The organism is Pseudochelatococcus sp. G4_1912 (assembly GCF_047501465.1).
Lineage (GTDB): Bacteria > Pseudomonadota > Alphaproteobacteria > Rhizobiales > Beijerinckiaceae > Pseudochelatococcus.
In genome coordinates this window covers 873,774-893,282 of the sequence record NZ_JAZDRL010000002.1, presented here as the reverse complement: position 1 = coordinate 893,282, position 19,509 = coordinate 873,774, and the positions used below count along the sequence as shown (strand labels likewise).

The window sequence follows — 19,509 nt, the reverse complement described above, 5'->3', positions numbered from 1 at the left end:
ATTGCCTCCTTAAAGCCAATCTGATTTCTTGATTTTCGGCACATGAGCAGTACGCGGCTGTTGTGACGGCAGGAATAGCTGATCTTCAAGATCAAGTTGCGCCTCCTGTAATGGCGCTTCTCTTTCTGCCTCTAACCTGTCCCAACGCGTATCCAGCATATCGCGGATGCCGAACTTGGTTGCAGCAGCCTCAGCCTGCACCATGGTATCGAGCATCTCATTTCTCTGGTTTGGATCGACTTTCGTCCAAAGGTATTTGATGAAACCATCCCGTTGACGAATGGGCTTACGCCGCTCTGCCGTCAGTTCATGAAAGTAGGAATCTTCGAGCCCAGCCGGAAACCCCACATAACCTTTTGCCAACGGATCTTCCCGCATGAGATTGCGGTACAATCCCATTTTAAACACCGCCTGATTGATGTTGTAGAAGCGGCGGGATCGCTTGAGCACTTTACCGTTAGTGTTACTTCTCTGCTTCTTGACCAGTGCGACCAAAGGGACATTTTCGTTAGGAATGCCTCGGATCATGATAACTTTTGAGATGGGATGACGGCCGACCCAACCAAAAACATCTTCAGTAGAGTCGTTACCGTCTATCGCCATAAGGTCGATGCCGATCTTCCTACCCACCGAATTTACCCAGGTGGATTTCAGCAGATCATCAAGCCCATCATGACATCTTTGCTCACTGATGTGACCGTTGATCGTACCAGCATCAATCACAAAGCGCCGCCCATCCCGCGACCAGGCAACGGCTTGCCATGCAATAAAATCCTTATTGCAGTCCACACCAACGGTGACTACAAGGCCGCCAGCAGGAATGGTGCCACGTCGATAACCAGTCTCTTCTGCACGCTGGCGCAGCATCTCCCATGGAGGCGCTTCACCTTGTGCTTGATAAGCCTTGCCTACTGTGTCGTTCAGAAACACCTGCTCAGCCGCAGGATCGCCTTTTGACTTTAGGTATTCCCGCGCAATACGTTCAAAGCTTTGCAGCGGTGAATAAGCTGACCAAAGATAGAATGAGCGATGTTCACGAGCAGCTTGCGGATTAAGAGCAACCCACTTGCCCTGCTTCAACATACCTGGGCGGTGATGCTCCATGATAAGAGCTCCACAGTCCGTGCAGGTAAAACACGCCTTTTCAGGGTGCTCTTCATCAATGGTGTCCTGAAAATTCTCCCATTCCAGCGTTTGGTAATGACCGCAGTGAGGGCATGGAACTTCGAAATATTCCTGCGACCCTGCCTGAAAGTTACGAGTAATGCGGCAACCAGGCGCAACCATCGGTGTCGAGATCTTGAATATCTTCGCAAACTCTTCTGCGCGCGAGCGACTGTCTGCCTGCTGTTCTGGATCACCAGCCACATTGATATCCCACTTGGACAAGTCATCCTGCACCTGTCTTCTGATCGATATCATCGATAGCGATGCTGGTGAGTTTGCCCCTGAGATCAGGATAGCACCGCGACCATCCATCCTCTCCTTATAGAAGACGCTATCTGCTCCATCACGTGACTTGGACGAAAAGATTTCGCGCAGCACACGCGTATTGGAAAGCATCGGAGCCAACTTCATCCGGCTCCAGCGACGAGCGTTATCCTCTGTCGGATGAACATACAAAACGTTGCTTGGCGCCAGATGGCTAGCACCCAGCACAAAGATATTGGCCAGAACCGTGCCGCCGCACTGCGCTGACTTGGCAAAGGTCACAAACCTGCATGGATCATCCGGTCCCAATGCCCGCAGAATTTCCGAGAAATAAGGGAATGCATTAGGATTATATGGCCCTGCAAATGAGGACTCACGCTCATCAAAGACGACATTGTTAATCGCCCAATCTTCAAAATCGACAGGCGGCGGCGGCTTCAGAACAAGCGCCATCGCACGGCTTGCTAAATAAGCCGCATTCGCAAGGATAACTGGCACGATCTTTATTCCACCACGCTTGTGTCGTCAGAGTCAGGCGCTTCGATAAATTCGGGCAAACCTTCCATCTCAAGTTGGCAAGTTGCAGCGGCCCGCTCGCGCACCTCTCTGAATTGCTGGCGTAGCAAATGCAGCACATCGCGAGACGGTAGCTCAAACTGACCTGCAATCGCTGACGCAAAATCCGATAATGCGCCTTCAAAGACCGTCAGCATTGATGCCGCCAATCGCACCATTTCCGCTTCAGCAACTTTTGAGACCGCATAGACCCCTCGCGCTGCCATTTCCTCGCGCTGCATACGTGCGGTGGTCATTTCAGCTTGCGCCAACTTCTCGGCAGCAATCCTGGACTCGATCGTGCTAGCAGTTGACTTTGGTGCCTCTACGGGAATGAGAGGAACATGCTTGAGCTCAGGCGCTTCATCCTCTTCAAGCGGCAATCGAGTACCAATACCATTCAACCCAAACCGCTGATTAACATTGAGCCTTATACCTAATTGTTCAGCAGCAATTTTCACACGGATCTTTGAGCCACGCCCAGAGCCGTCAAGCGCAGCATCATCAATTTGACGTGCTTTCACCCACTGTGTAACCCGCCCAGGTGAAACGCCACATAAAGCAGCAAATTGGGATCTTGAAACGACATCAGGTATTTCTGTCATCGCTAAAAAACCCAATCTTTAATTTTAGCCCATTTTTAGGCTTGATTTTAATGGATGTCTGGCGAAATCCCGCAGGTATGTACCCCCGCTATTTGTACCCCTCTGGGAAGGACCCAAACCGGGGGGATCGATCGGGCATCTGGGCTTGGCTCCGGCACGTCTCATATCAGCCCCTTCAGCGTATAGGTGGCCAGCACTTTCTCAACCCGCTCCTGAAGCAATGGCCCCGCCGTCTTTTCGAAAGCCGCTTTGGTTGCACCCGTTGTCATTTCATTCGGGATTGCCATTTCAGATCGTACTTGAGTAATACGATCGCCTCTTGAACCGTCACGGCGGTTGTCATAGCCAAGGCGTCGATAGATATGCCCACCAAACTCATCAACGAATTTGCGCTTAGGAAAGGCACCGCCTTTCATAAATGCACCCGGATAGAGTGTAGCCTTGCCAAAAGGCCTGGCAATAACACCTGGCATCATTTCCCGAGGCTTCAGATATTTCAGACGAACATAACCACCCCGCGTAACCATCTCATAGGAAAGACGGGCATTTGATCTTGCAGTTGCTGGATTACCAATGGCTTTGACGATGGTTTTCCGAGGCAACCCTGTCTGGCCTGTTAGCTTGCGGATGACCTGGGTTTTGGCCTTATTACCAACCTGATTAATTATACGTGGCAAAATAACCGGGAAGCGGTCATTCAACGTCTTAAGCCGATTGGCGTAGCGCTTAAGAGTATCATCGGCCCATGCAACCTTGACTACACCTGCCATCGGTCACCTCGCCCAAACAGACAACAAAAAACCCCGCCGCCAATCAGGTTGCGAGGTCATATCTTCTTTGTGGCTTTTCACCGTGGACAACCCTATGTCAAGCAGCTGGCGCAAGTCAAGAGATTTCTACATTTCTGTTTTTGGCATCGCGCAAATTATCCCCGTGAATCGCCTCCCATGGCCGCTGGTGGCGATTTGTTGGGATTACGTTGAATGACATCAAATGACCTGACAGAGCATCCACAAGCCTTTCCAGCCCCTGATGCCAGACCTCATATTCCGCACGGTGCATGATCAGGTGCAGTGGATCAGGATGTAGCTCCTCTTTGCGATAAGCATCAGCATAGGGACGACGTGTGCGTTCGTTTCTCCCATCCACCTCAACAGTGATCACCTCAGCAGCAATACCCAGCTTTTTATCCGTTGGCGTTATTTCCACTTGCTCAAGGCGGAACCACAGCGGCTTACCAAACTCACTAACAAACCGCCTTTCAATCGGTTCACTCTCCCAGTCCGGCGAACCACCCAAAATGGCATGGCGCTGAATGAGGGCAGCAGGGCGCGCTTTCATCCAGCGCTCACCATCAGCACCAACAGGCGCAATCCGCTCAAGCGCATGCTCAACCGCCAGATATCCCAATCCATCAAGACCATCCATATCAGCCAACGGGTACCAATCCTGCGGCACCACCACCGGGCAGCGATTGAGCTCCATCACTGCCTCATGAATACGCACTGCATCTTCATGCGGCACATCAGCTGCGGAAAAGTCAGGCACAAGCCCAAAAGCGTTTTCCGGCCGAGGCGAGACATCAACAATCGCCAGGTAATCGCCAAAATGCTCCACGCTCTCCCAGCCGCGCGGAAAGCTCGCTGGGGTAAGCCGATTGCCCAAGGATGGCGCTTTTGGCAACTCATCCACGTAAGCCCAACGCAACGCCTGCTCGATGGTGATGGTCCGCATTGCCTGCCCCTGTTTTGCTAGTTTATGGTTGTCTGCGATAGTTGCGATAGTTTTTCGATAGTTAGCGACAAACTATCGCAGCTATTTTTATTTTGTTTTTCAATATGTTATTTAGTTATCGCGATAGTTGCGATAGTTATTCCCGTAACGTGTATAGAAAATATATTCTCTCTATACCCGGAGCCCTATTCACATACACACACGCGAGAAAACTATCGCAACTATCGCGGAGCGCCATTAAGTGGCTGACACCGCTAATTAATTCGACTGCGATAGTTCCTTGAAAACCCTCGCAAAACCATCGCAACTATCGCGCTTTTGCGAGGGTTTTTGCCTGCTTGATGCCTTAGTCGTAGGGGCTGCGGGGCTCAGGCCGATGCGGCACGTCAAACAACTCGACATCCACCCAGCGCCGAATACGCTTGTCATCACGCACCAGCCCCTTCTTTTTCAGCGCACGGCCAAAGGCTGTTTCCTTCCAGGCACGAATGGCATTCGCTTCGCAATAGCTGACAAACGCCTCAAACATGGACCGAGCCTGCACCTCGCTACCCTCACGGGTTCGCACACAGGCAGTGAGGAATGCCCCCACGGGATCAAGGTCCTCCCTGTGCGCTGCCGTCAGTGCAGTGACATTCGGCGGATCACGCAAACCATCACGCAGAAATCTCAAGGCCCCTTCAATGGCCCAGTTGAGGATGCCCGGCGCTTCCGCCAGCATACCATCCACCATTTCACGCAAAGGCCTTTGTTCTTCTGGCGGAATTTTCACTGGCCAATGGACAAACTTCAGGCGTCGCCAGATACCATGGTCAAGTCCACCGACTTCAGGCAAGTCATTGCCGGACATGAAGGGAATAAACTCTGGCACAAGGTCAAAAAAGCCCTTGTTGAGATGGCGTGCAGGCATGGGCTCGCCACCTGTCATGGTTTTGACAAGACTTTCGCGCAATGGCGCACCACGCCCCAGCTCAGCGATGGCAACAAAGCGCTTGCCAGCCAGACGTGCGATATCTGGCGTTGCCTGATCGCCCCGCCCCTCAAGCGAGCCAGTAATTGTTTCTGGCTTGAGGCGACCGGCATAAGCGCCCAGCAATTCCGCAATCACTTCCATGAAGACGGATTTGCCGTTTGCACCATCACCATAAAGAAAAATCAGAGCTTGAGTTGTAGCGCCACCGATCATGGCCCGGCCGACAGCTGTCTGCAAAAATCGCCTTTGCGTTCGATCGGGTTGCATGCGCCGCAAGAACTTGAAAAAATGCGGACATCTGGCACGCTTGTCATACACAAAAGGCGCGATCTTTGCGATTAGCCGCTCACGATCATGCGGAATTAGCGAGGCTGACACACGGACACGCTTACTCAAGCGCCGTTCTGACGGATCAGGACATTCCAGATCCTCCACCTCTTCCATCCATCGCCGGAAAATAAGCGTCCCGTTTTGAACGTTGAAAGCCATCGGATCGGAATCGAGGGCTGCGGGAGCCACAGACCGATGCGGCTGGGCCTGCGCAATCATGGCAACAGTCCGCGCTCTGTTTCCGCAGGAGACGGCAAACTTGTACCTGTCAGCCCTTTTTTTTGCCAATCTCGCAGCGCAATCCGCGCCCCGTTTGATAACAGCACGATCACCATCACTGAGACCATCCTCAGGCAGGCCTCTAAGCTTTTCGAATGCCTCGATTGCTTTAGCATCAGCCTCCGATGGCATGATAGCCCCGCTTTCAAGCTTGATGCGCCGTGCAACCTCCTGCGCATAACGCTCGATAGCATCCTGCCCGCCATCGGGATCCCAATGGGTGCCATTCCAGATATGCGCGCCAATTTCCCGCACGAACAGGATATCAGCCCCGAAATGAGCAATCAGACGCTTGCCATTATCCGTGTCATTCTGGTCCAGCTTGGCGCAGGTCCGTATGATCTCCAGTGAAGGTGGCGAATAAGTAGAAACTGGATGCTCATCTTCAGGTGGCTGCGGAGGATTGGCTGCCCCGGCAAGGATTACCTCAGCATCATCAATGGCGGCCGCGATAGCATGGCTTGCTTCATTATTCATGCGCCATTTCTCCAAGAAATGCGCCGCAGCTCTATTGGCCTTACACCACGTGGAGCAGCTTCAAAAACAAACCAAGCAAATGGTGCGCCCGAATTGCCATTTTTGCGCCCTTCCCAGCCATATCTATGCATCATAGGAAGACGCTCTATACCAGCCCAAACACGTACAAGATGACTATCAATCAAATCAGACCTTTTAGCTCCTTCAAGAGCCATAAGACGTAAAAGAACTACGACCTTGCCGACCAATGAAAGGCCGTGCCTGATAAACTCATCACTTAATTTATATGGCGGGTTTGTCACTATGCAGCTGCAACCTGAGGGCGCTACTTGCTCCATAAGAAAATCAATCGGCGTCTTAATTTCATTATCTGCTTCTGGCCAAGAAACCAGATCCTGCTTAACAACTGTATGGCCAGCAGCCTCAAGCTCACGCGAGATGGCCCCCCGGCCTGCGCACGGTTCCCAGATAACCCCAGAAAATGGCTCATTCCTAAGCAGAGCTAAAGTAGCCTCACGCGGCGTTTCATAAAAATCGTTTGCCCTATCTACTAGAGCGTGACGTGACGCACCCTGTTTCATACGCGCCCCCTCAACATGTCATTGAAATCAAGCCCGTCGCGTGCCCATGCCAGGCGAATGGTGCGACCTGGGGCTGCAAACCTTTGTGCGGCACGGCGCAGAGTGTTTTCGGTCAAGCAGCGATCACTGTCGCCATCCCCCAGCAACACGACATCTGTCACACTGTCAGGGATCACGATCCCAGCCACTGACATATCCGGCATCACACCCGGCACCCTTCTCGGCGCACCATTTGGCCCCGTCTCTGTCGGATGCGGCACCGTCTCCAGCGCACGCCCGCCAAGATTGCCCAGATCAACCGATGACCAGAATGCCGTCTGCGATAAATCACGCCCTGCACGGCGCATGACGCTCCAGGGCGACAACACCGTCTCTATCCCCTCACCCATCACCAGACGGCTAGGCGCATGCAGACTGGGCACCAATCTGATGGCATTCCCCTGCTTGACGCCTCGCACCTTTTTGGATGGCAATCGCTCACCCGTTTCAGGATCTGCAATCCATGCCTTGCCATCTGGCTGATCGAGGTCAATCCAGGTGATATGCAGACCTCGGAATGTACCCGCTGTATCCTGAATAGCTGCCAGCATTGCGTGGCCGCGATAAAGTAGTTTTGGCTTGCCATCTGGCCCTGGGTGGAAGTACGGCACGTCTAGCGCCGAGCGCAGAGCCCGCGTTTCCGGCATTTCAAGGCCGCGTAAGTGTAGATAAGCAGCAACCAATGCACCAGGAGAGCGCGCCTGGGCACTGCCCCAGATGTCCCAACAACGAGCCCGCTCCTGATTCCGCCGTTCAGCTTCAACAGCAGCTGCGCGGCGACGGCGCTCTTCCCGCTCTGCCTCACGCTTGGCCATCAGTTCCGGCTCTGGTTCACCTGCCCCGCCAAGCGATTCTACCGCCTCACGAAAGCTTTTGCCCTCGACACGTTCAACAAGCCGGATAACATCACCACCATCAAAGCAAACCGCACACACCCATTTATCAGCCGTCACTTCAAAGCGACCAGCCGTGCGCGATGCAGTGTTTGCAGAGCAAATGGGACATGGCCCAGCATATCGCCCACCAGGTCGCGCCCGAAGGGTCACCCAACGGCTGGCCACCTCATGCACAGGATTGCGAGCGCGTAGATCATCGAGCGCAGAGTCAGATATCCGCGCCATGATCAAAACTCCGAACACAGGCCAGCTGGCGATGAAATCGATACATCACCACCGCGCATTGGCGAATGCCATGGGACCATGTCATGCCAGCTTTCCTCACGGTCGATATATGGATGCTCGGCGTTCTTGTAGAGATCCGCCAACGCCAAACAGTCATCTGCTGCCTGCGCATGATAATCGCGCCTGGGATGCCCAATGCTCAAACCGACTGCCGCAGCCTTATGCGCGCGAGACAGCGCATGCAGATGCTTCGCGACGCTATGGCGATAGCCGCGCCGCTCCAGCACTTTGATAAGAAATGAAAGCTCAGTGATGCCACCCATGTCACACCACCACGCGAAGTGTTGCCGAACCAGCAACCTTGATCCCGGCCATGACCATCTTGAGACGCGTAAGTGTTTGTTCCGTATCAGCGATGGAACGACTGATTAGCTCTGCCTCTGCAGGTGTTACCTTGCCATCAGCCAGCGCCTGCGACATGGAGCCAAGCAATTCAGCCGATTCACGTGTGTAACCGGTGAAAGCACCCAACAGGCAACTGGCAACATTATCAGTTTGGGGATCGGTAAGCCGCCGGCCATTCAATTCAGCCATGGCAGTCGTCACCATGGGCACACCGCATTCAGCTTCAAGCGCCAGCGCGGCAGGTAGCGAAATGATGTCGGCATCTGTCGCAGCTTGCCAGCGCGAGACCTCGCTTTTGCTGACACCGGCGATTTCACCGGCGCGCACAACGCCACCGGCCATTTTGACCAGATCCCGCGTTGCAGATTTCACGCGGTGAAACCACACATCGGATATGGGGCGATTCATGACAAAGCTCCGCTGTCAACGGGAAAACGCATAACGCTTTCCCGTTCCGGGAATGGAAACGGTGTGGTGTAGTCAGAAGGTCAGATCAGCCGGGCATAGGAGCATCTGAACCATGATGGATACGGACACAAAAACAATGAGACATCAGACAGGCTCCGAAGAGATGGATTGCTCAAGTGGAAAATTAGAAGTCCTCTTGTTTGCTGCTGCCATTGCTAACGCCTCAAGCGAGACACCATCAATTCCCGCTTCAGATGCCGCATCTACAACACGCTGCCAATATGATGACGGAATGCTGTCACGCGTTTTCCATGCGCTGACAGTACCGAGCTTGTCGATACCGACAGCCTGCGCAAACTTCGTATACCCACCAAAGGCATCAATGATTGAAGAAAATGTCTGCATGGCACAGTTAATCTGCATAATGCAGAGAAACTTGTCAAGCAACATCTATCATACATGCAGAGACAATCTCTGCATTATGCAGCTCATGAGTTTATTATGAGTTTTTAGCAATGAATCCGAATGAACGACTGCGCATTGCACGCAAAGCAAGGCACTTCAAATCTGCCGCTCAAGCTGCAGAAGCTATGGGAGCTGCTTACGGTACCTATTCAGGGCATGAGAATGGCCTGCGAGGTATCCCGCGCGATGAGATATTACGATACGCGTCTTTTTTTCGAGTCTCACCAGGATGGCTAGATTATGGGGAAGGAGAGATGGAACTAATGCTTCCAGGAAACATCCTGGAAGCCCTTAGAAACTTGGAAGGGCCATACCTCACTAAAGCAGCGGAATTAATCTTGATGGTCAAAGGCCTTCAAGATAACAGCATGGCTTTACCGACAACTCCGACACTGCAAGAGAGCTCACTTCCCTCACCAAAAAAACAAATATCGCCTACGACAAGACGCAACTTATAAAATTAATTAAGCATTTGCTTTGCACCAAGACTTCTGCCGGCATCTTTTTCAATGAACCGCGCCACTTCATCAACTACCAGTCCTGCAATATCAGGTCTTTCCAGTAACATCAGCATTATTTTGATAGACATTTCTTGCACCTCTAATGATGTGAGAATGTCGCATCCCGAATTAAGTTTTAAATCTACACTGCTACCCATACCATAGCCCCTGCCATCGTTTTAAGAACGTTAACGGAACACTAACAGGTATGGAACATATCAAAAACAGATAATTTTGATATTTAGAAAATTCGTACGAATTGTGGTTAATCTAGCAAACCCCATCAATATTTTATCCCTCTTTCAGCATGACTTACGCAACCTGAAGTTGACTCAAAAATATAATCCCTCATGATTTAAGCTTGAGTATATTGGCATTTAGCAATAGGGGGCAACATGTTCCGAGCAACACTGACGGTAGCAGCAATACTCTCAACTTTAGTTACGCCAGCATCAGCAACATGGCTCACCAACAAAACTAGCAGCGACTTTGAAGACATCCTTCAATACAGTGCCATTACAGCCAATGCTAACTTTACACATTTTTTCGGAGTAAGGTGCAACGGGCAAGGAATAGAAATAGTATTCGTTACCCCTGACAAATCGTTTGAAACCGCAGATAGCCTTGAAACTGTCAACTCTACAGATCCTAAAATTAGAATCCGGATCGATAAGGGTAATGTACACTCTCTTGATGCCAAAATATCAAATACCGATAAAGGTGCACGAGCTATAGCAGAAACTGATCTTGAATTTCTCAATCAAATTAAAGGCGCAAAATCTTCAATATCTGTCGTTTTAACAATTCTGGATCAAAATTTTCACGAAACTAGGCTGAGGATTCAAATTAAGTAATACGAGAATAAGATAGCGATTGTTACGGCGTTGAGGAACGATTGAGCTGATTTGTCATATCGTGTAGCGATGCGGCGCCAGTTTTTGAGTTTGGCAAAGCATGCCTCCACCCTCCATCTTTTTTTATAAAGCTCTGTATCAATTGTATTTTTGACTTTTGCATTTTTTCGGTCTGGCACACAATATGTGATGTTTGCGGCTTCAACGCAGGCGCGGATGTCTTTGGAAACATAGCCTGTATCCGCCAGTATCTGGCGTAAATTTGGATGATTGCAGGCGTTGATCAGCAGCGGGGCGAGGCAAACATCGTGAATGTTGCCACCCGTGATCAACCATGCGACGGGTTTGCCGCGCCCGTTACAGGCCAGGTGGATTTTACTCGTCCAACCGCCGCAAGATCGACCTGTGGCAGGACATCCTTTTTTTGGGCGCCAAGAGCCGAACGCTGTACCCGTATCGTGGTCGAATCTATCATAAGTGTCTCATCTTGCGCGTCTTTTTCGGATAAAGCCTGAAAAATACGCGTCCAGACGCCCTGAGCGTTCCAGCGTTGATAGCGCGTGTAAAGTGTTTTGTGTGGTCCGTAAATCGCCGGAGCCTGCCGCCACATCACACCCGACTGAAGAACATAAACAATCCCCGATACGACCCGCCGATCATTTACACGCCGCCGTCCCCGCTTCACCTTCGGCAACAAATCCTGCAATTTGGACCAGGCAATGTCATTGATATAAAAAGGATATCCACCCATCAGAAACCTCAAAATTAAAGCGATGATGGGAGTGAATCAAAACACTTATAAATATTCGTTAATTTGAAGGCTTAACCTAAATTTAATTCCAAAGGCTCCACAGCAGCTATGAATACCCTAATAAAAGGCTGCAATCTTTCTTCAAGCTCTTCCCATGCCTCTGAAAAGAAAGATAACAGCAATTAAATGCAATAGAATATTTCAACAAGATAACCATAACTTCGAAAAGAAAACTTAAAAAGGGAGCCTACAAGCTCCCTTTTTAATTCGCTAGTTGCCTCCTTCATGCCCATGCTTTCACCACAACAATGTAGCTGCTTTGATATCACAACCAATACGCAGAGATAGAGGATCACATTTCTCTGCATTATGCATTGACATTTAATTCTGCATTATGCAGAGTTATTTCCATCAACTCGATGGAACCGATGCAATGCCCAGCCCTTATACCTCCCCTGCCCTAACGCTGATTGAGCGCTTCAAGAGCCACTCGCAGATTCCGGATCGGGATGCAGCCAAGGCCTTCGAAGCCATACAAATCAATATCGCTCACTCGGCACGTTTGGCTGAAATCATCGCCAAAAAATCCGCCGATAAGGCAGTGCGCGAGCAAGCAGGCTTTGCCTGTTTCTGCATAGCATTAGCCAATGCCAACGTTGAGCAGGCGCTGGAAGCCTGCCTCGCAAAGCCATCCTCTTCACAAGCCGCATAAACCAGCCAGGGAGAAATCACCATGGCACAGAACGTTTATGGGCAATCACCGGGCGAGGATGCCAGCCAAACCGTCACAGCCATCATCAACCGCATGGGCAATGTCCTGTTTGAGACGACAGCAGTCCAGGGCGCATGCACGGTGACGGACCTCATTAATGCCGGCTTCACCAGCGCCGAAATCATTGAGCACATCAATGATGCCCGGACTGTCGCTGCAAGCCGTGAAGCCAGCAAGGACAACGTCCGATGACCGGCCTCATTCACGATCTTATCGACGGCCTAGCCGCAGTCACGGTCATCGCAGCCGTAGGCGCATGGGCCATCATTTTCAGCCCTTGATGATGGAAAAACACAATGATTGTGGCCAATAGAGCTTTGACGAATAGCGGACGACACCCATTACCAGCTGCCCCATCCACCTGGGTGCAGACCGCTTCGGGCAAAGCCATGTCATTAATGGTGCCAGCTCAATCTAGCGTGGATTTCGTACAGGATATTGCGCCGCAACTTGCCAAGCTTGCCCGCTTTAATGGCGCAACCGATGGCGCTTTCTATTCCGTAGCGCAGCATTGTGTGATGGGTGCTGATGCTCTCATGGTCGAGACGCGACGGGTGGAGCTTGCTGCATATTTCCTGCTGCATGACGCTCACGAAGCCTACATTGGCGATACACCCACACCGGTTGTGGCAGCGCTAGCTGAGATCGGCCGCATCGCAGGCATTGGCAGTGAAGGCGATGACATCAGCCATATCTTTGCCGAACTGAAAAGTCGCCTCGATAGCGCCATTCATGCAGCGGCCGGGCTTTCGGCTCCTGATGCCAATATCCGCGCCCACATCCGCGAAATGGACCTGCGCATGCTGGCCACCGAAAGGCGCGACCTGCTGCGCCCGGTTACAGGCAAAACCTTTGAACCAGCCTCACCAATCCGTGGTGGACGCATCCGCCCATGGCCGTGGCCTAAAGCCGCTGACCTCTGGCTAGCCCGCCTCAAACAATACTGCCCAACCGCCTTCTTGCGGGCAGCCTGAAAGGAAAACTGACATGACTACAGATGTCGCAGACTCTGGCGTAGCAGCTGAAGAACTGAAGCAATTCGTTGAGCGCATTGAGCGCCTCGAAGAAGAAAAGTCGGCTCTCGTTGCCGACATCAAGGAAGTTTACACGGAGCTGAAAGGCCGTGGATTCGATGCCAAAGCCATTCGCAAAATCATTTCGTTGCGCAAGAAGGCACTGGAAGAACGGGCGGAAGAGGAAGCCATTCTTGAGCTGTATCTCCAGGCGCTAGGGATGATGACTTGAGGCGATCATATAAAAACAATCAGTATTCACTCGAATATAAGAAAAGCATTTGAAGTTGTCTTTAGAAATTGAATGACGGGAGATAGAAATGACTGAAAAAATATCTCGCATCGGCAATTCAAATATAATCAATACAACCTTAAGCGGCGCGCATACTGGCACTGTCGGCAAAGGATCGGCATCATCAACTGCAAGTGTTGGCTATTATCAAGTTAACTCAAGTGCACCCGAGTTTAAATTCGATTCCTACATGGGTGCGGATGATGACTTCAAAAACTATCAAGTAGACGAATTGGAACACAGGATCAATGTTGGTTTCCCGCCTGCCAGAACCCTTATCCTGGATCTTATTGCCAAGGCGCTTAACACAGAGCGTGCAATCGCACATCAGATGTTTGTAGCATGTTCACTTGGCCAACGTGCCGAGCTTCTGGCCGAAGCCCAGCGCATGAGAGATAGCGCTAAAGATATGATGATCGGTGCCTGGCTTGGCTTTGGTATGAGCGCTGCCTGTATAGCTCTATCAACGAAGAGTTTACGCGGAGCCACAAAAGAAACAAAGGATGCCGCGCCAAAAGTTGAGCAAATGCAGGCGAATAGGAAGCGCTGCGAGACTATTACTGGCACGATCAAAAAGAATGAAGGGACGACAGAGCAGCTCACGGCCTTGCGGAATGAGAAAGCCGATCTGCTGAAGCACAATAAGGAGCTTGGCAGAATTGCTGAAACTCATACCTCCCGCTCAAGCGCGCTCGCCGCATCGGCATCTTCGCTTACAGCCATCGGTAATGCATCCGGTCACGCACTAGAAGCCACGATGAGCGCCAGAGCCAAAGATGACGATGCAGAAGCGAAGGTGCATGCGGCAAATGCGCAGGCTGAGCAGACAACAAGAGACGCGGCATCGAAGATACTTGACGGGCTACGGACCACCTTTGATGCGCTTATTCATAGCATGAAAGAGATTAGAGACGCGCAAGATCAAGTGAAAGCAAACATTGCTCGCAATGCATAAGGCCAACCACGGAAATATGCAGCGCCTTTGAGAGTTAGCGCGGCTCTCCACGATAGAATAAGCATCTAAAAAGGAAAACAACACATGAAGCTCACGATTGAACGTGATGCTTTGATGCGGGCACTTGGCAGAACAACACGCATCGTACCATCACGAACCACCATACCTGTTCTCGGCAACGTGCTGTTATCCGCTCATGATGGCCGCTTGAACATTACTGCAACCGACCTCGATATCTGGATATCGGACAGCACACCTGCAGATATTGAAATGGATGGTCGCATTACCGCGCCAGGTGGCCCGCTGCATGATATAGTCCGCAAGCTATCAGCAGGCGGGCAGATTACTCTCGATGCCACTGGATCACAGCTGCGGGTGCAATCCGGGCGCAGCCGATTCCTGCTTCAAATGCTACCGCCCGATGATTATCCCGGCGAAGATCTTGCCCCTTTGCCCTATGGGTTCCGCCTGCCTGGCAGTGGCCTGACGCAGCTGATCAGCAAGACGAAATTCGCGATCTCAACAGAAGAGACGCGCTATTATCTGAATGGCATCTACCTTCACCCTGCTGATCGGGATGACAAAACATTCCTGCGCGCGGTCGCAACCGATGGGCATCGGTTGGCACTTGCTGACATAACGCTCCCTGAAGGTGCAGCTGAGCTTCCTGGTATTATTGTGCCCCGAAAAGCTGTGATGGAAATCGCGAAAATCTGTGAAGGCGCGGATTACGTGGAAATTGCAGCCTCGAATAACCGCTTACGGATTGAAGCGGGAAACACCGCCCTCACGACCAAACTGATTAATGGCACCTACCCTGATTATCAGCGCGTGATTCCTGAAAAGGCCGATATCGAGGCATCTGTAGAACGGGAAGTTCTTTCTGTCGCGGTTAGTCGCGTTACCAGTGTCAGCAACGAGCGCGGCCGGGCAGTGAAGTTCAGCTTTTCACCGGATGGGCTCACGCTCTCGGCGCTAAACCCGGAGGTGGGAGAGGCACGCGATGAGGTTGATGCAGAAGCATCAGGGGAAATCGATATTGGCTTCAACGGCAAATACATGGCCGAAGCCCTTGGTGTTCTGGCTGGTGAGACCTTGCAAATAGGCCTGACCAGCGCCGGTGGACCTGCAACATTGCGCGATCCAGGCGACACCGACGCCTTGATCGTGCTCATGCCAATGAGGGTTTGAGGATGAGTGACGAGCAAATGACACCTAAATTCAATGTTGGCGATCGGGTGAATTTCAGTGGTATCTTAAAAGAGGTCATAGTGGACGGAGCTTTAGTACTTATTGATGGAAACCCGTCCGGGACTACATTCATCACAGAAAAAGAGTTGAATCGTGCTAGTGCTAGCTCAGTACACACGGAAGAAGATGCCACCTTCCGCGATCAGACCGCGATTGCGGCTTTGCAATCCTTAGTCACACCATCCTCATTTCAGACTGCTCTATCGTCGTTCTGCCTCGATGGTAAAACCGCCTTCGATGCATATGACCAATTCGCAAAGCACGCATTTGACCTTGCAGAAGCCCTAGACGCTGAGCGCAAGAAACGTGACGCATGGTTGGAGAAGGAAGGAGGCATTTAAATGGCAACAAAATCTGCCGTAGCAACCCGTTTCCAGTTGCGCCGCGGATTGGGCGAACCAGAAGCAGCGCTTTATCTGGGACTTGGTTCATCAAAATTTCGGCAACTGGTCAACGAAGGAAGAATGCCCCGTCCACGTCTGATCGATAGTCGACGAATCTGGGACGTAGATGATCTTGATGCCGCGTTCCGCGGCCTTCCCATTGAGGGCGACAGTGGACATGAAGACGATGATCCGTGGAGCCGCGTATCTGTGTGAGGGCGAGATGGTCAAGCGTTTGCCAAAGTATTGCATTGAGGATGTAGATCGGCATGGCAAGGTCCGATGCTATTTCCGCCGAAAAGGCCAAAGGAAAATTTTGCTCACGGGTATACCGTGGAGCGAACCATTCATGGAACAGTATCGTCTCGCTCTGGATGGTGCGATAGCTGATCGTAAAGCAAATGATATCACTGGCCCAATAGCTCCTAAATTTGGCACCTATCGCTGGCTGTGCATGCTGTATTTCAGCTCTGGAGAGTATCGGCAGCTGGCCCCTCAAACGCGTAAAACACGCCGCAGAATACTAGAGCTGACTTGGGATGAACCAATTGAGCCCGAATCAAAAACACTATTTGCGGATTTTCCCCTTCAGCGCATGACAACAAAGGCGATCAGGGTATTGAGAGATCGTAAAGCTGACTACCCTGCTGCAGCTAATAACCGTTTGAAAGCCATTCGTCAGGTTTTCTCTTATGGCCTTCAAGCAGAGCCTGACCTCGTCAAAATAAATCCAGTAAGAGACGTGCCCAAGCTTCGTATTAGCGGCAATGGATTTCATTCCTGGGAAATCAGCGAAGTTGAGCAATTTGAAGAACATCACCCAATAGGCACCAAAGCACGCCTGGCACTTGCTCTCCTGCTTTATACGGGGCAGCGTCGTTCGGATATTGTACAATTTGGCCGACAACATATTCGAGATGGATGGCTGAAGTTTACACAACACAAGAACCGCAACAAAAACCCTGTTACACTCGAAATTCCAGTCCACCCTGATCTTTCAAATATCATTGAGGCAAGTCCTGTTGGTGATTTAACATTTCTGGTTACAGATTATGGGCAACCATTTACGTCCAATGGATTTGGCAACCGTTTTCGTAAATGGTGCGATGAAGCTGGCCTTTCGCAATGCTCTGCCCACGGATTAAGAAAAGCCATGTCTACACGTTTGGCGGAGAGCGGCGCATCGGATCGACAGATTATGGCCGTAACGGGACATAAAACCTCTAAGGAGGTAGACCGTTACGTGCGAGCAGCCCAGCAAAAGGTTTTGGCTAAAAGTGCAATTCCACTGCTGACAAAGGCAGACAAGGATCGCAAATAGGTTGGACACTGTTATAAAATCACAAAGAAAAACAGTAAGTGAAATTTATGTCCAACCATCACTTAACTAATTGATGCATAAAACTTTCTGCACTCCCACCCAGCACACCACCCCTTTTTTATCCCCCGACTATATCAAACCTAAAACAGATGATGCCCTTCGCTATATTGATGGTCTGTGATCGTCTTAAGATAGGCACGAAGTCGCTGCACCTGCTTACATACATGCAGCTTCACACTTGCTATCTATCCAGAACCAAAACTGGAGGGCCTCGTAGTGAAATTCGGTTACACGATTGCATATGTTCCTGATGTGGCTGCATCTTTAGCATTTTTCACGCAGGCATTCGGTTTTCCAGTACGGTTTCTCCATGAATCAGGAACATATGGAGAGCTGGAAACGGGAGAAACAACTCTAGCTTTTGCAGCTGATGAACTAGCAGAATCAAATTTTTCAACTGGCCATGTATCAGCACATACGTCAAAAGCGCCTCTAGGCATGGAGGTGGCGTTTATAACAGCGGATGTTAGCGCGGCTCACTTGCAAGCAATCACTGCAGGTGCGGAGGAGCTTTCTCTTCCTACAGAGAAGCCTTGGGGACAGATTGTCTCATATGTGCGTTGCCCGGATGGCATTCTCGTCGAACTCTGCACTGCTGTATCCGCATGACATCAAGCTTAATGATACTTCGGATTGGGCTATGGCCCGGTAAATCGCTTGATTGCGAGGCTTAGAATCAAGACGTGCAAATAGCCCGCAATGAAGCCGGCTCTTGTCTTCAACGCAGATCACCCGGCACAGATAAAGAAGCAAACTGGCTTCCTGCACCAAGGAATGGCGAGTCTACGTTAAATCTGCGGCATCTATTGGCCAAAGCGTGCAGCGCTTAATCAGAGCTGGCCTCCGCCCCAGTTAAAACTATAGATTAAAACAACAACAAAAACCCCGGACATAAAATCTATGCCGGGGTTTTTAATAATCTATAGAGATAAATAGCAAAATCTCAGCACCTAGCCTGCATTGCGGGCTGCGTCCACCGGCACCACCGCGCGCAACAGCGCGCCGTATGGTACGAGCATCAATAGTGCCATTGCCACCTTAACCAAAAAGTCACTCACTGCCCACGCCATCCACACAGGTGCCGTTACGCTTAGCCCCATAAAGCTATATGCAGCAACATCCGTCACAGCACCGGCAAAAGCGAGCGAGAAAAACAAGGCTGTATCAATAGCAGAACCGATAAGGCCAGACGCTAAAGGCGCACACCACCAGGATAGCTGACGCAACCGATTAAATACCGACACATCCAGTAATTGCCCAAACAGAAAGGCAATCCCAGAGGCCGCAGCAATGCGCGGTTCAGAGACTATGGCTGACACAACTACCGCCAGCACAAAGCCAACCCCAACAAGTCGCCGAGCAGCACTAACGCCGAAACGACGATTTGTCAGATCAGTGACAAGAAATGCAACAGGATAAGTAAACGCACCCCAGGTGAGGTAATCCTGCAAGCCCCAAGGTGTGAATGGATATTGGACGGCAATGTTAGATAAAACAACAATAGCAGCCATGGCGGCTACAGGCCACCATAGCCGCTTAAAATCCATCCGCAACCGACCCATTGTTGGCTCAGCCAGCAACAGCTTCCACGTGCTTCTTGGTGATTTCGCGCTTCAGGAGGCGTGCACCCTGCGACAGCGTATCTTCACCAGCCTTGATCAGGAATGCATCCAGACCACCGCGGTGCTCAACCGAGCGAAGAGCATGTGCACTGATGCGCAGACGCACAGAACGCTCCAGAGCCTCCGACTGCAACGTCACCTTGACGAGGTTAGGGAGGAACCGACGCTTGGTCTTGTGGTTCGAGTGGCTCACGAGGTGGCCAGTCAGGACGGCCTTGCCCGTCAGTTCGCAGCGGCGTGCCATGACGCTCTATCCTTGTTTTTCGCTAACGAGGCACCCTGCTATTACTATAACAGCGAAAGCCCGACGTTTCCGCCGGGACTCTGGACAC

General features: G+C 51.2%; 25 protein-coding genes and 1 pseudogene. 12 read left to right on the top strand and 14 right to left on the bottom strand.

Annotated elements, in window-relative coordinates; genetic code table 11:
* Positions 1–9 precede the first annotated feature (9 nt).
* From VRZ32_RS11255 to VRZ32_RS11210, 10 genes are all read right to left on the bottom strand, one after another.
* On the bottom strand, positions 10–1,929 hold the full coding sequence (locus VRZ32_RS11255; protein ID WP_414525820.1) for a phage terminase large subunit family protein: 1,920 nt from the start codon (positions 1,927–1,929) through the stop codon (positions 10–12).
* A 5-nt stretch (positions 1,930–1,934) separates the two neighbouring features.
* Positions 1,935–2,591: a hypothetical protein gene (locus tag VRZ32_RS11250; RefSeq protein WP_414525819.1), complete on the bottom strand. Its 657-nt coding sequence runs from the start codon at positions 2,589–2,591 to the stop codon at positions 1,935–1,937.
* 161 nt (positions 2,592–2,752) lie between these two features.
* A complete protein-coding gene (locus VRZ32_RS11245; protein ID WP_414525818.1) occupies positions 2,753–3,361 on the bottom strand; it encodes a hypothetical protein in 609 nt (202 codons plus the stop codon).
* A gap of 115 nt (positions 3,362–3,476) precedes the next feature.
* Positions 3,477–4,325: a hypothetical protein gene (locus VRZ32_RS11240; RefSeq protein WP_414525817.1), complete on the bottom strand. Its 849-nt coding sequence runs from the start codon at positions 4,323–4,325 to the stop codon at positions 3,477–3,479.
* Positions 4,326–4,671: 346 nt separating this feature from the next.
* Complete coding sequence (locus tag VRZ32_RS11235) at positions 4,672–6,384, bottom strand: phage/plasmid primase, P4 family (RefSeq protein WP_414525816.1); 1,713 nt, start codon at positions 6,382–6,384, stop codon at positions 4,672–4,674.
* Positions 6,381–6,965 (bottom strand): class I SAM-dependent methyltransferase, encoded by a 585-nt coding sequence (locus tag VRZ32_RS11230; protein ID WP_414525815.1) that lies wholly within the window; start codon positions 6,963–6,965, stop codon positions 6,381–6,383. Before VRZ32_RS11230 ends, VRZ32_RS11235 begins: the two co-directional genes overlap by 4 nt.
* Positions 6,962–8,125 carry a CHC2 zinc finger domain-containing protein gene (locus VRZ32_RS11225; RefSeq protein WP_414525814.1) on the bottom strand — a complete coding sequence of 388 codons (1,164 nt, stop codon included), beginning with the start codon at positions 8,123–8,125 and terminating at the stop codon, positions 6,962–6,964. Before VRZ32_RS11225 ends, VRZ32_RS11230 begins: the two co-directional genes overlap by 4 nt.
* A 2-nt stretch (positions 8,126–8,127) precedes the next feature.
* The gene (locus VRZ32_RS11220; protein WP_414525813.1) at positions 8,128–8,448 is read right to left on the bottom strand and encodes a hypothetical protein; all 321 of its coding nucleotides are present in this window, start codon (positions 8,446–8,448) and stop codon (positions 8,128–8,130) included.
* 1 nt (position 8,449) lies between these two features.
* Complete coding sequence (locus VRZ32_RS11215) at positions 8,450–8,938, bottom strand: hypothetical protein (RefSeq protein ID WP_414525812.1); 489 nt, start codon at positions 8,936–8,938, stop codon at positions 8,450–8,452.
* A gap of 144 nt (positions 8,939–9,082) precedes the next feature.
* On the bottom strand, positions 9,083–9,343 hold the full coding sequence (locus VRZ32_RS11210; protein ID WP_414525811.1) for a carph-isopro domain-containing protein: 261 nt from the start codon (positions 9,341–9,343) through the stop codon (positions 9,083–9,085).
* 110 nt (positions 9,344–9,453) lie between these two features.
* On the opposite strand from VRZ32_RS11210, the gene VRZ32_RS11205 reads away from it, so the two are divergent.
* On the top strand, positions 9,454–9,861 hold the full coding sequence (locus tag VRZ32_RS11205) for a hypothetical protein (protein ID WP_414525810.1): 408 nt from the start codon (positions 9,454–9,456) through the stop codon (positions 9,859–9,861).
* A gap of 2 nt (positions 9,862–9,863) precedes the next feature.
* On the opposite strand, the gene VRZ32_RS11200 is transcribed toward VRZ32_RS11205, so the two are convergent.
* A complete protein-coding gene (locus VRZ32_RS11200; RefSeq protein WP_414525809.1) occupies positions 9,864–10,061 on the bottom strand; it encodes a hypothetical protein in 198 nt (65 codons plus the stop codon).
* Positions 10,062–10,298: 237 nt separating this feature from the next.
* Between VRZ32_RS11200 and VRZ32_RS11195 the strand changes: the two genes are divergently transcribed.
* Positions 10,299–10,757: a hypothetical protein gene (locus VRZ32_RS11195; RefSeq protein WP_414525808.1), complete on the top strand. Its 459-nt coding sequence runs from the start codon at positions 10,299–10,301 to the stop codon at positions 10,755–10,757.
* Here VRZ32_RS11195 and VRZ32_RS11190 read toward each other — a convergent pair.
* Positions 10,745–11,473 (bottom strand): annotated as a pseudogene (locus VRZ32_RS11190) (IS5 family transposase); the annotation flags it as partial. The gene VRZ32_RS11195 and the pseudogene VRZ32_RS11190 sit on opposite strands and share 13 nt — an antisense overlap.
* Positions 11,474–11,941: 468 nt before the next feature.
* Here VRZ32_RS11190 and VRZ32_RS11185 point away from each other — a divergent pair.
* From VRZ32_RS11185 to VRZ32_RS11140, 10 genes are all read left to right on the top strand, one after another.
* Positions 11,942–12,220 carry a hypothetical protein gene (locus VRZ32_RS11185; RefSeq protein ID WP_414525807.1) on the top strand — a complete coding sequence of 93 codons (279 nt, stop codon included), beginning with the start codon at positions 11,942–11,944 and terminating at the stop codon, positions 12,218–12,220.
* A 21-nt stretch (positions 12,221–12,241) separates the two neighbouring features.
* Complete coding sequence (locus VRZ32_RS11180; RefSeq protein WP_414525806.1) at positions 12,242–12,472, top strand: hypothetical protein; 231 nt, start codon at positions 12,242–12,244, stop codon at positions 12,470–12,472.
* A 104-nt stretch (positions 12,473–12,576) separates the two neighbouring features.
* Entirely contained in the window at positions 12,577–13,254 is a 678-nt protein-coding gene (locus VRZ32_RS11175; RefSeq protein ID WP_414525805.1) for a hypothetical protein, read from the top strand.
* 13 nt (positions 13,255–13,267) lie between these two features.
* Positions 13,268–13,525, top strand: a complete 258-nt coding sequence (locus VRZ32_RS11170) for a DUF2312 domain-containing protein (RefSeq protein WP_414525804.1) — start codon at positions 13,268–13,270, stop codon at positions 13,523–13,525.
* 88 nt (positions 13,526–13,613) lie between these two features.
* Positions 13,614–14,540, top strand: a complete 927-nt coding sequence (locus tag VRZ32_RS11165) for a hypothetical protein (RefSeq protein WP_414525803.1) — start codon at positions 13,614–13,616, stop codon at positions 14,538–14,540.
* A gap of 84 nt (positions 14,541–14,624) precedes the next feature.
* Complete coding sequence (gene dnaN, locus VRZ32_RS11160) at positions 14,625–15,731, top strand: DNA polymerase III subunit beta (protein WP_414525802.1); 1,107 nt, start codon at positions 14,625–14,627, stop codon at positions 15,729–15,731.
* 2 nt (positions 15,732–15,733) lie between these two features.
* Positions 15,734–16,132 carry a hypothetical protein gene (locus tag VRZ32_RS11155; RefSeq protein ID WP_414525801.1) on the top strand — a complete coding sequence of 133 codons (399 nt, stop codon included), beginning with the start codon at positions 15,734–15,736 and terminating at the stop codon, positions 16,130–16,132.
* Positions 16,133–16,390 (top strand): helix-turn-helix transcriptional regulator, encoded by a 258-nt coding sequence (locus VRZ32_RS11150; protein WP_414525800.1) that lies wholly within the window; start codon positions 16,133–16,135, stop codon positions 16,388–16,390.
* A 133-nt stretch (positions 16,391–16,523) separates the two neighbouring features.
* The gene (locus VRZ32_RS11145) at positions 16,524–17,495 is read left to right on the top strand and encodes a tyrosine-type recombinase/integrase (protein WP_414525799.1); all 972 of its coding nucleotides are present in this window, start codon (positions 16,524–16,526) and stop codon (positions 17,493–17,495) included.
* 276 nt (positions 17,496–17,771) lie between these two features.
* Positions 17,772–18,164: a VOC family protein gene (locus VRZ32_RS11140; RefSeq protein ID WP_414525798.1), complete on the top strand. Its 393-nt coding sequence runs from the start codon at positions 17,772–17,774 to the stop codon at positions 18,162–18,164.
* 341 nt (positions 18,165–18,505) lie between these two features.
* On the opposite strand, the gene VRZ32_RS11135 is transcribed toward VRZ32_RS11140, so the two are convergent.
* Both VRZ32_RS11135 and rpmB read right to left on the bottom strand, forming a co-directional pair.
* On the bottom strand, positions 18,506–19,117 hold the full coding sequence (locus tag VRZ32_RS11135; RefSeq protein ID WP_414525797.1) for a queuosine precursor transporter: 612 nt from the start codon (positions 19,115–19,117) through the stop codon (positions 18,506–18,508).
* A gap of 7 nt (positions 19,118–19,124) precedes the next feature.
* Entirely contained in the window at positions 19,125–19,421 is a 297-nt protein-coding gene (gene rpmB, locus VRZ32_RS11130; protein ID WP_414525796.1) for a 50S ribosomal protein L28, read from the bottom strand.
* Positions 19,422–19,509: the final 88 nt, after the last annotated feature.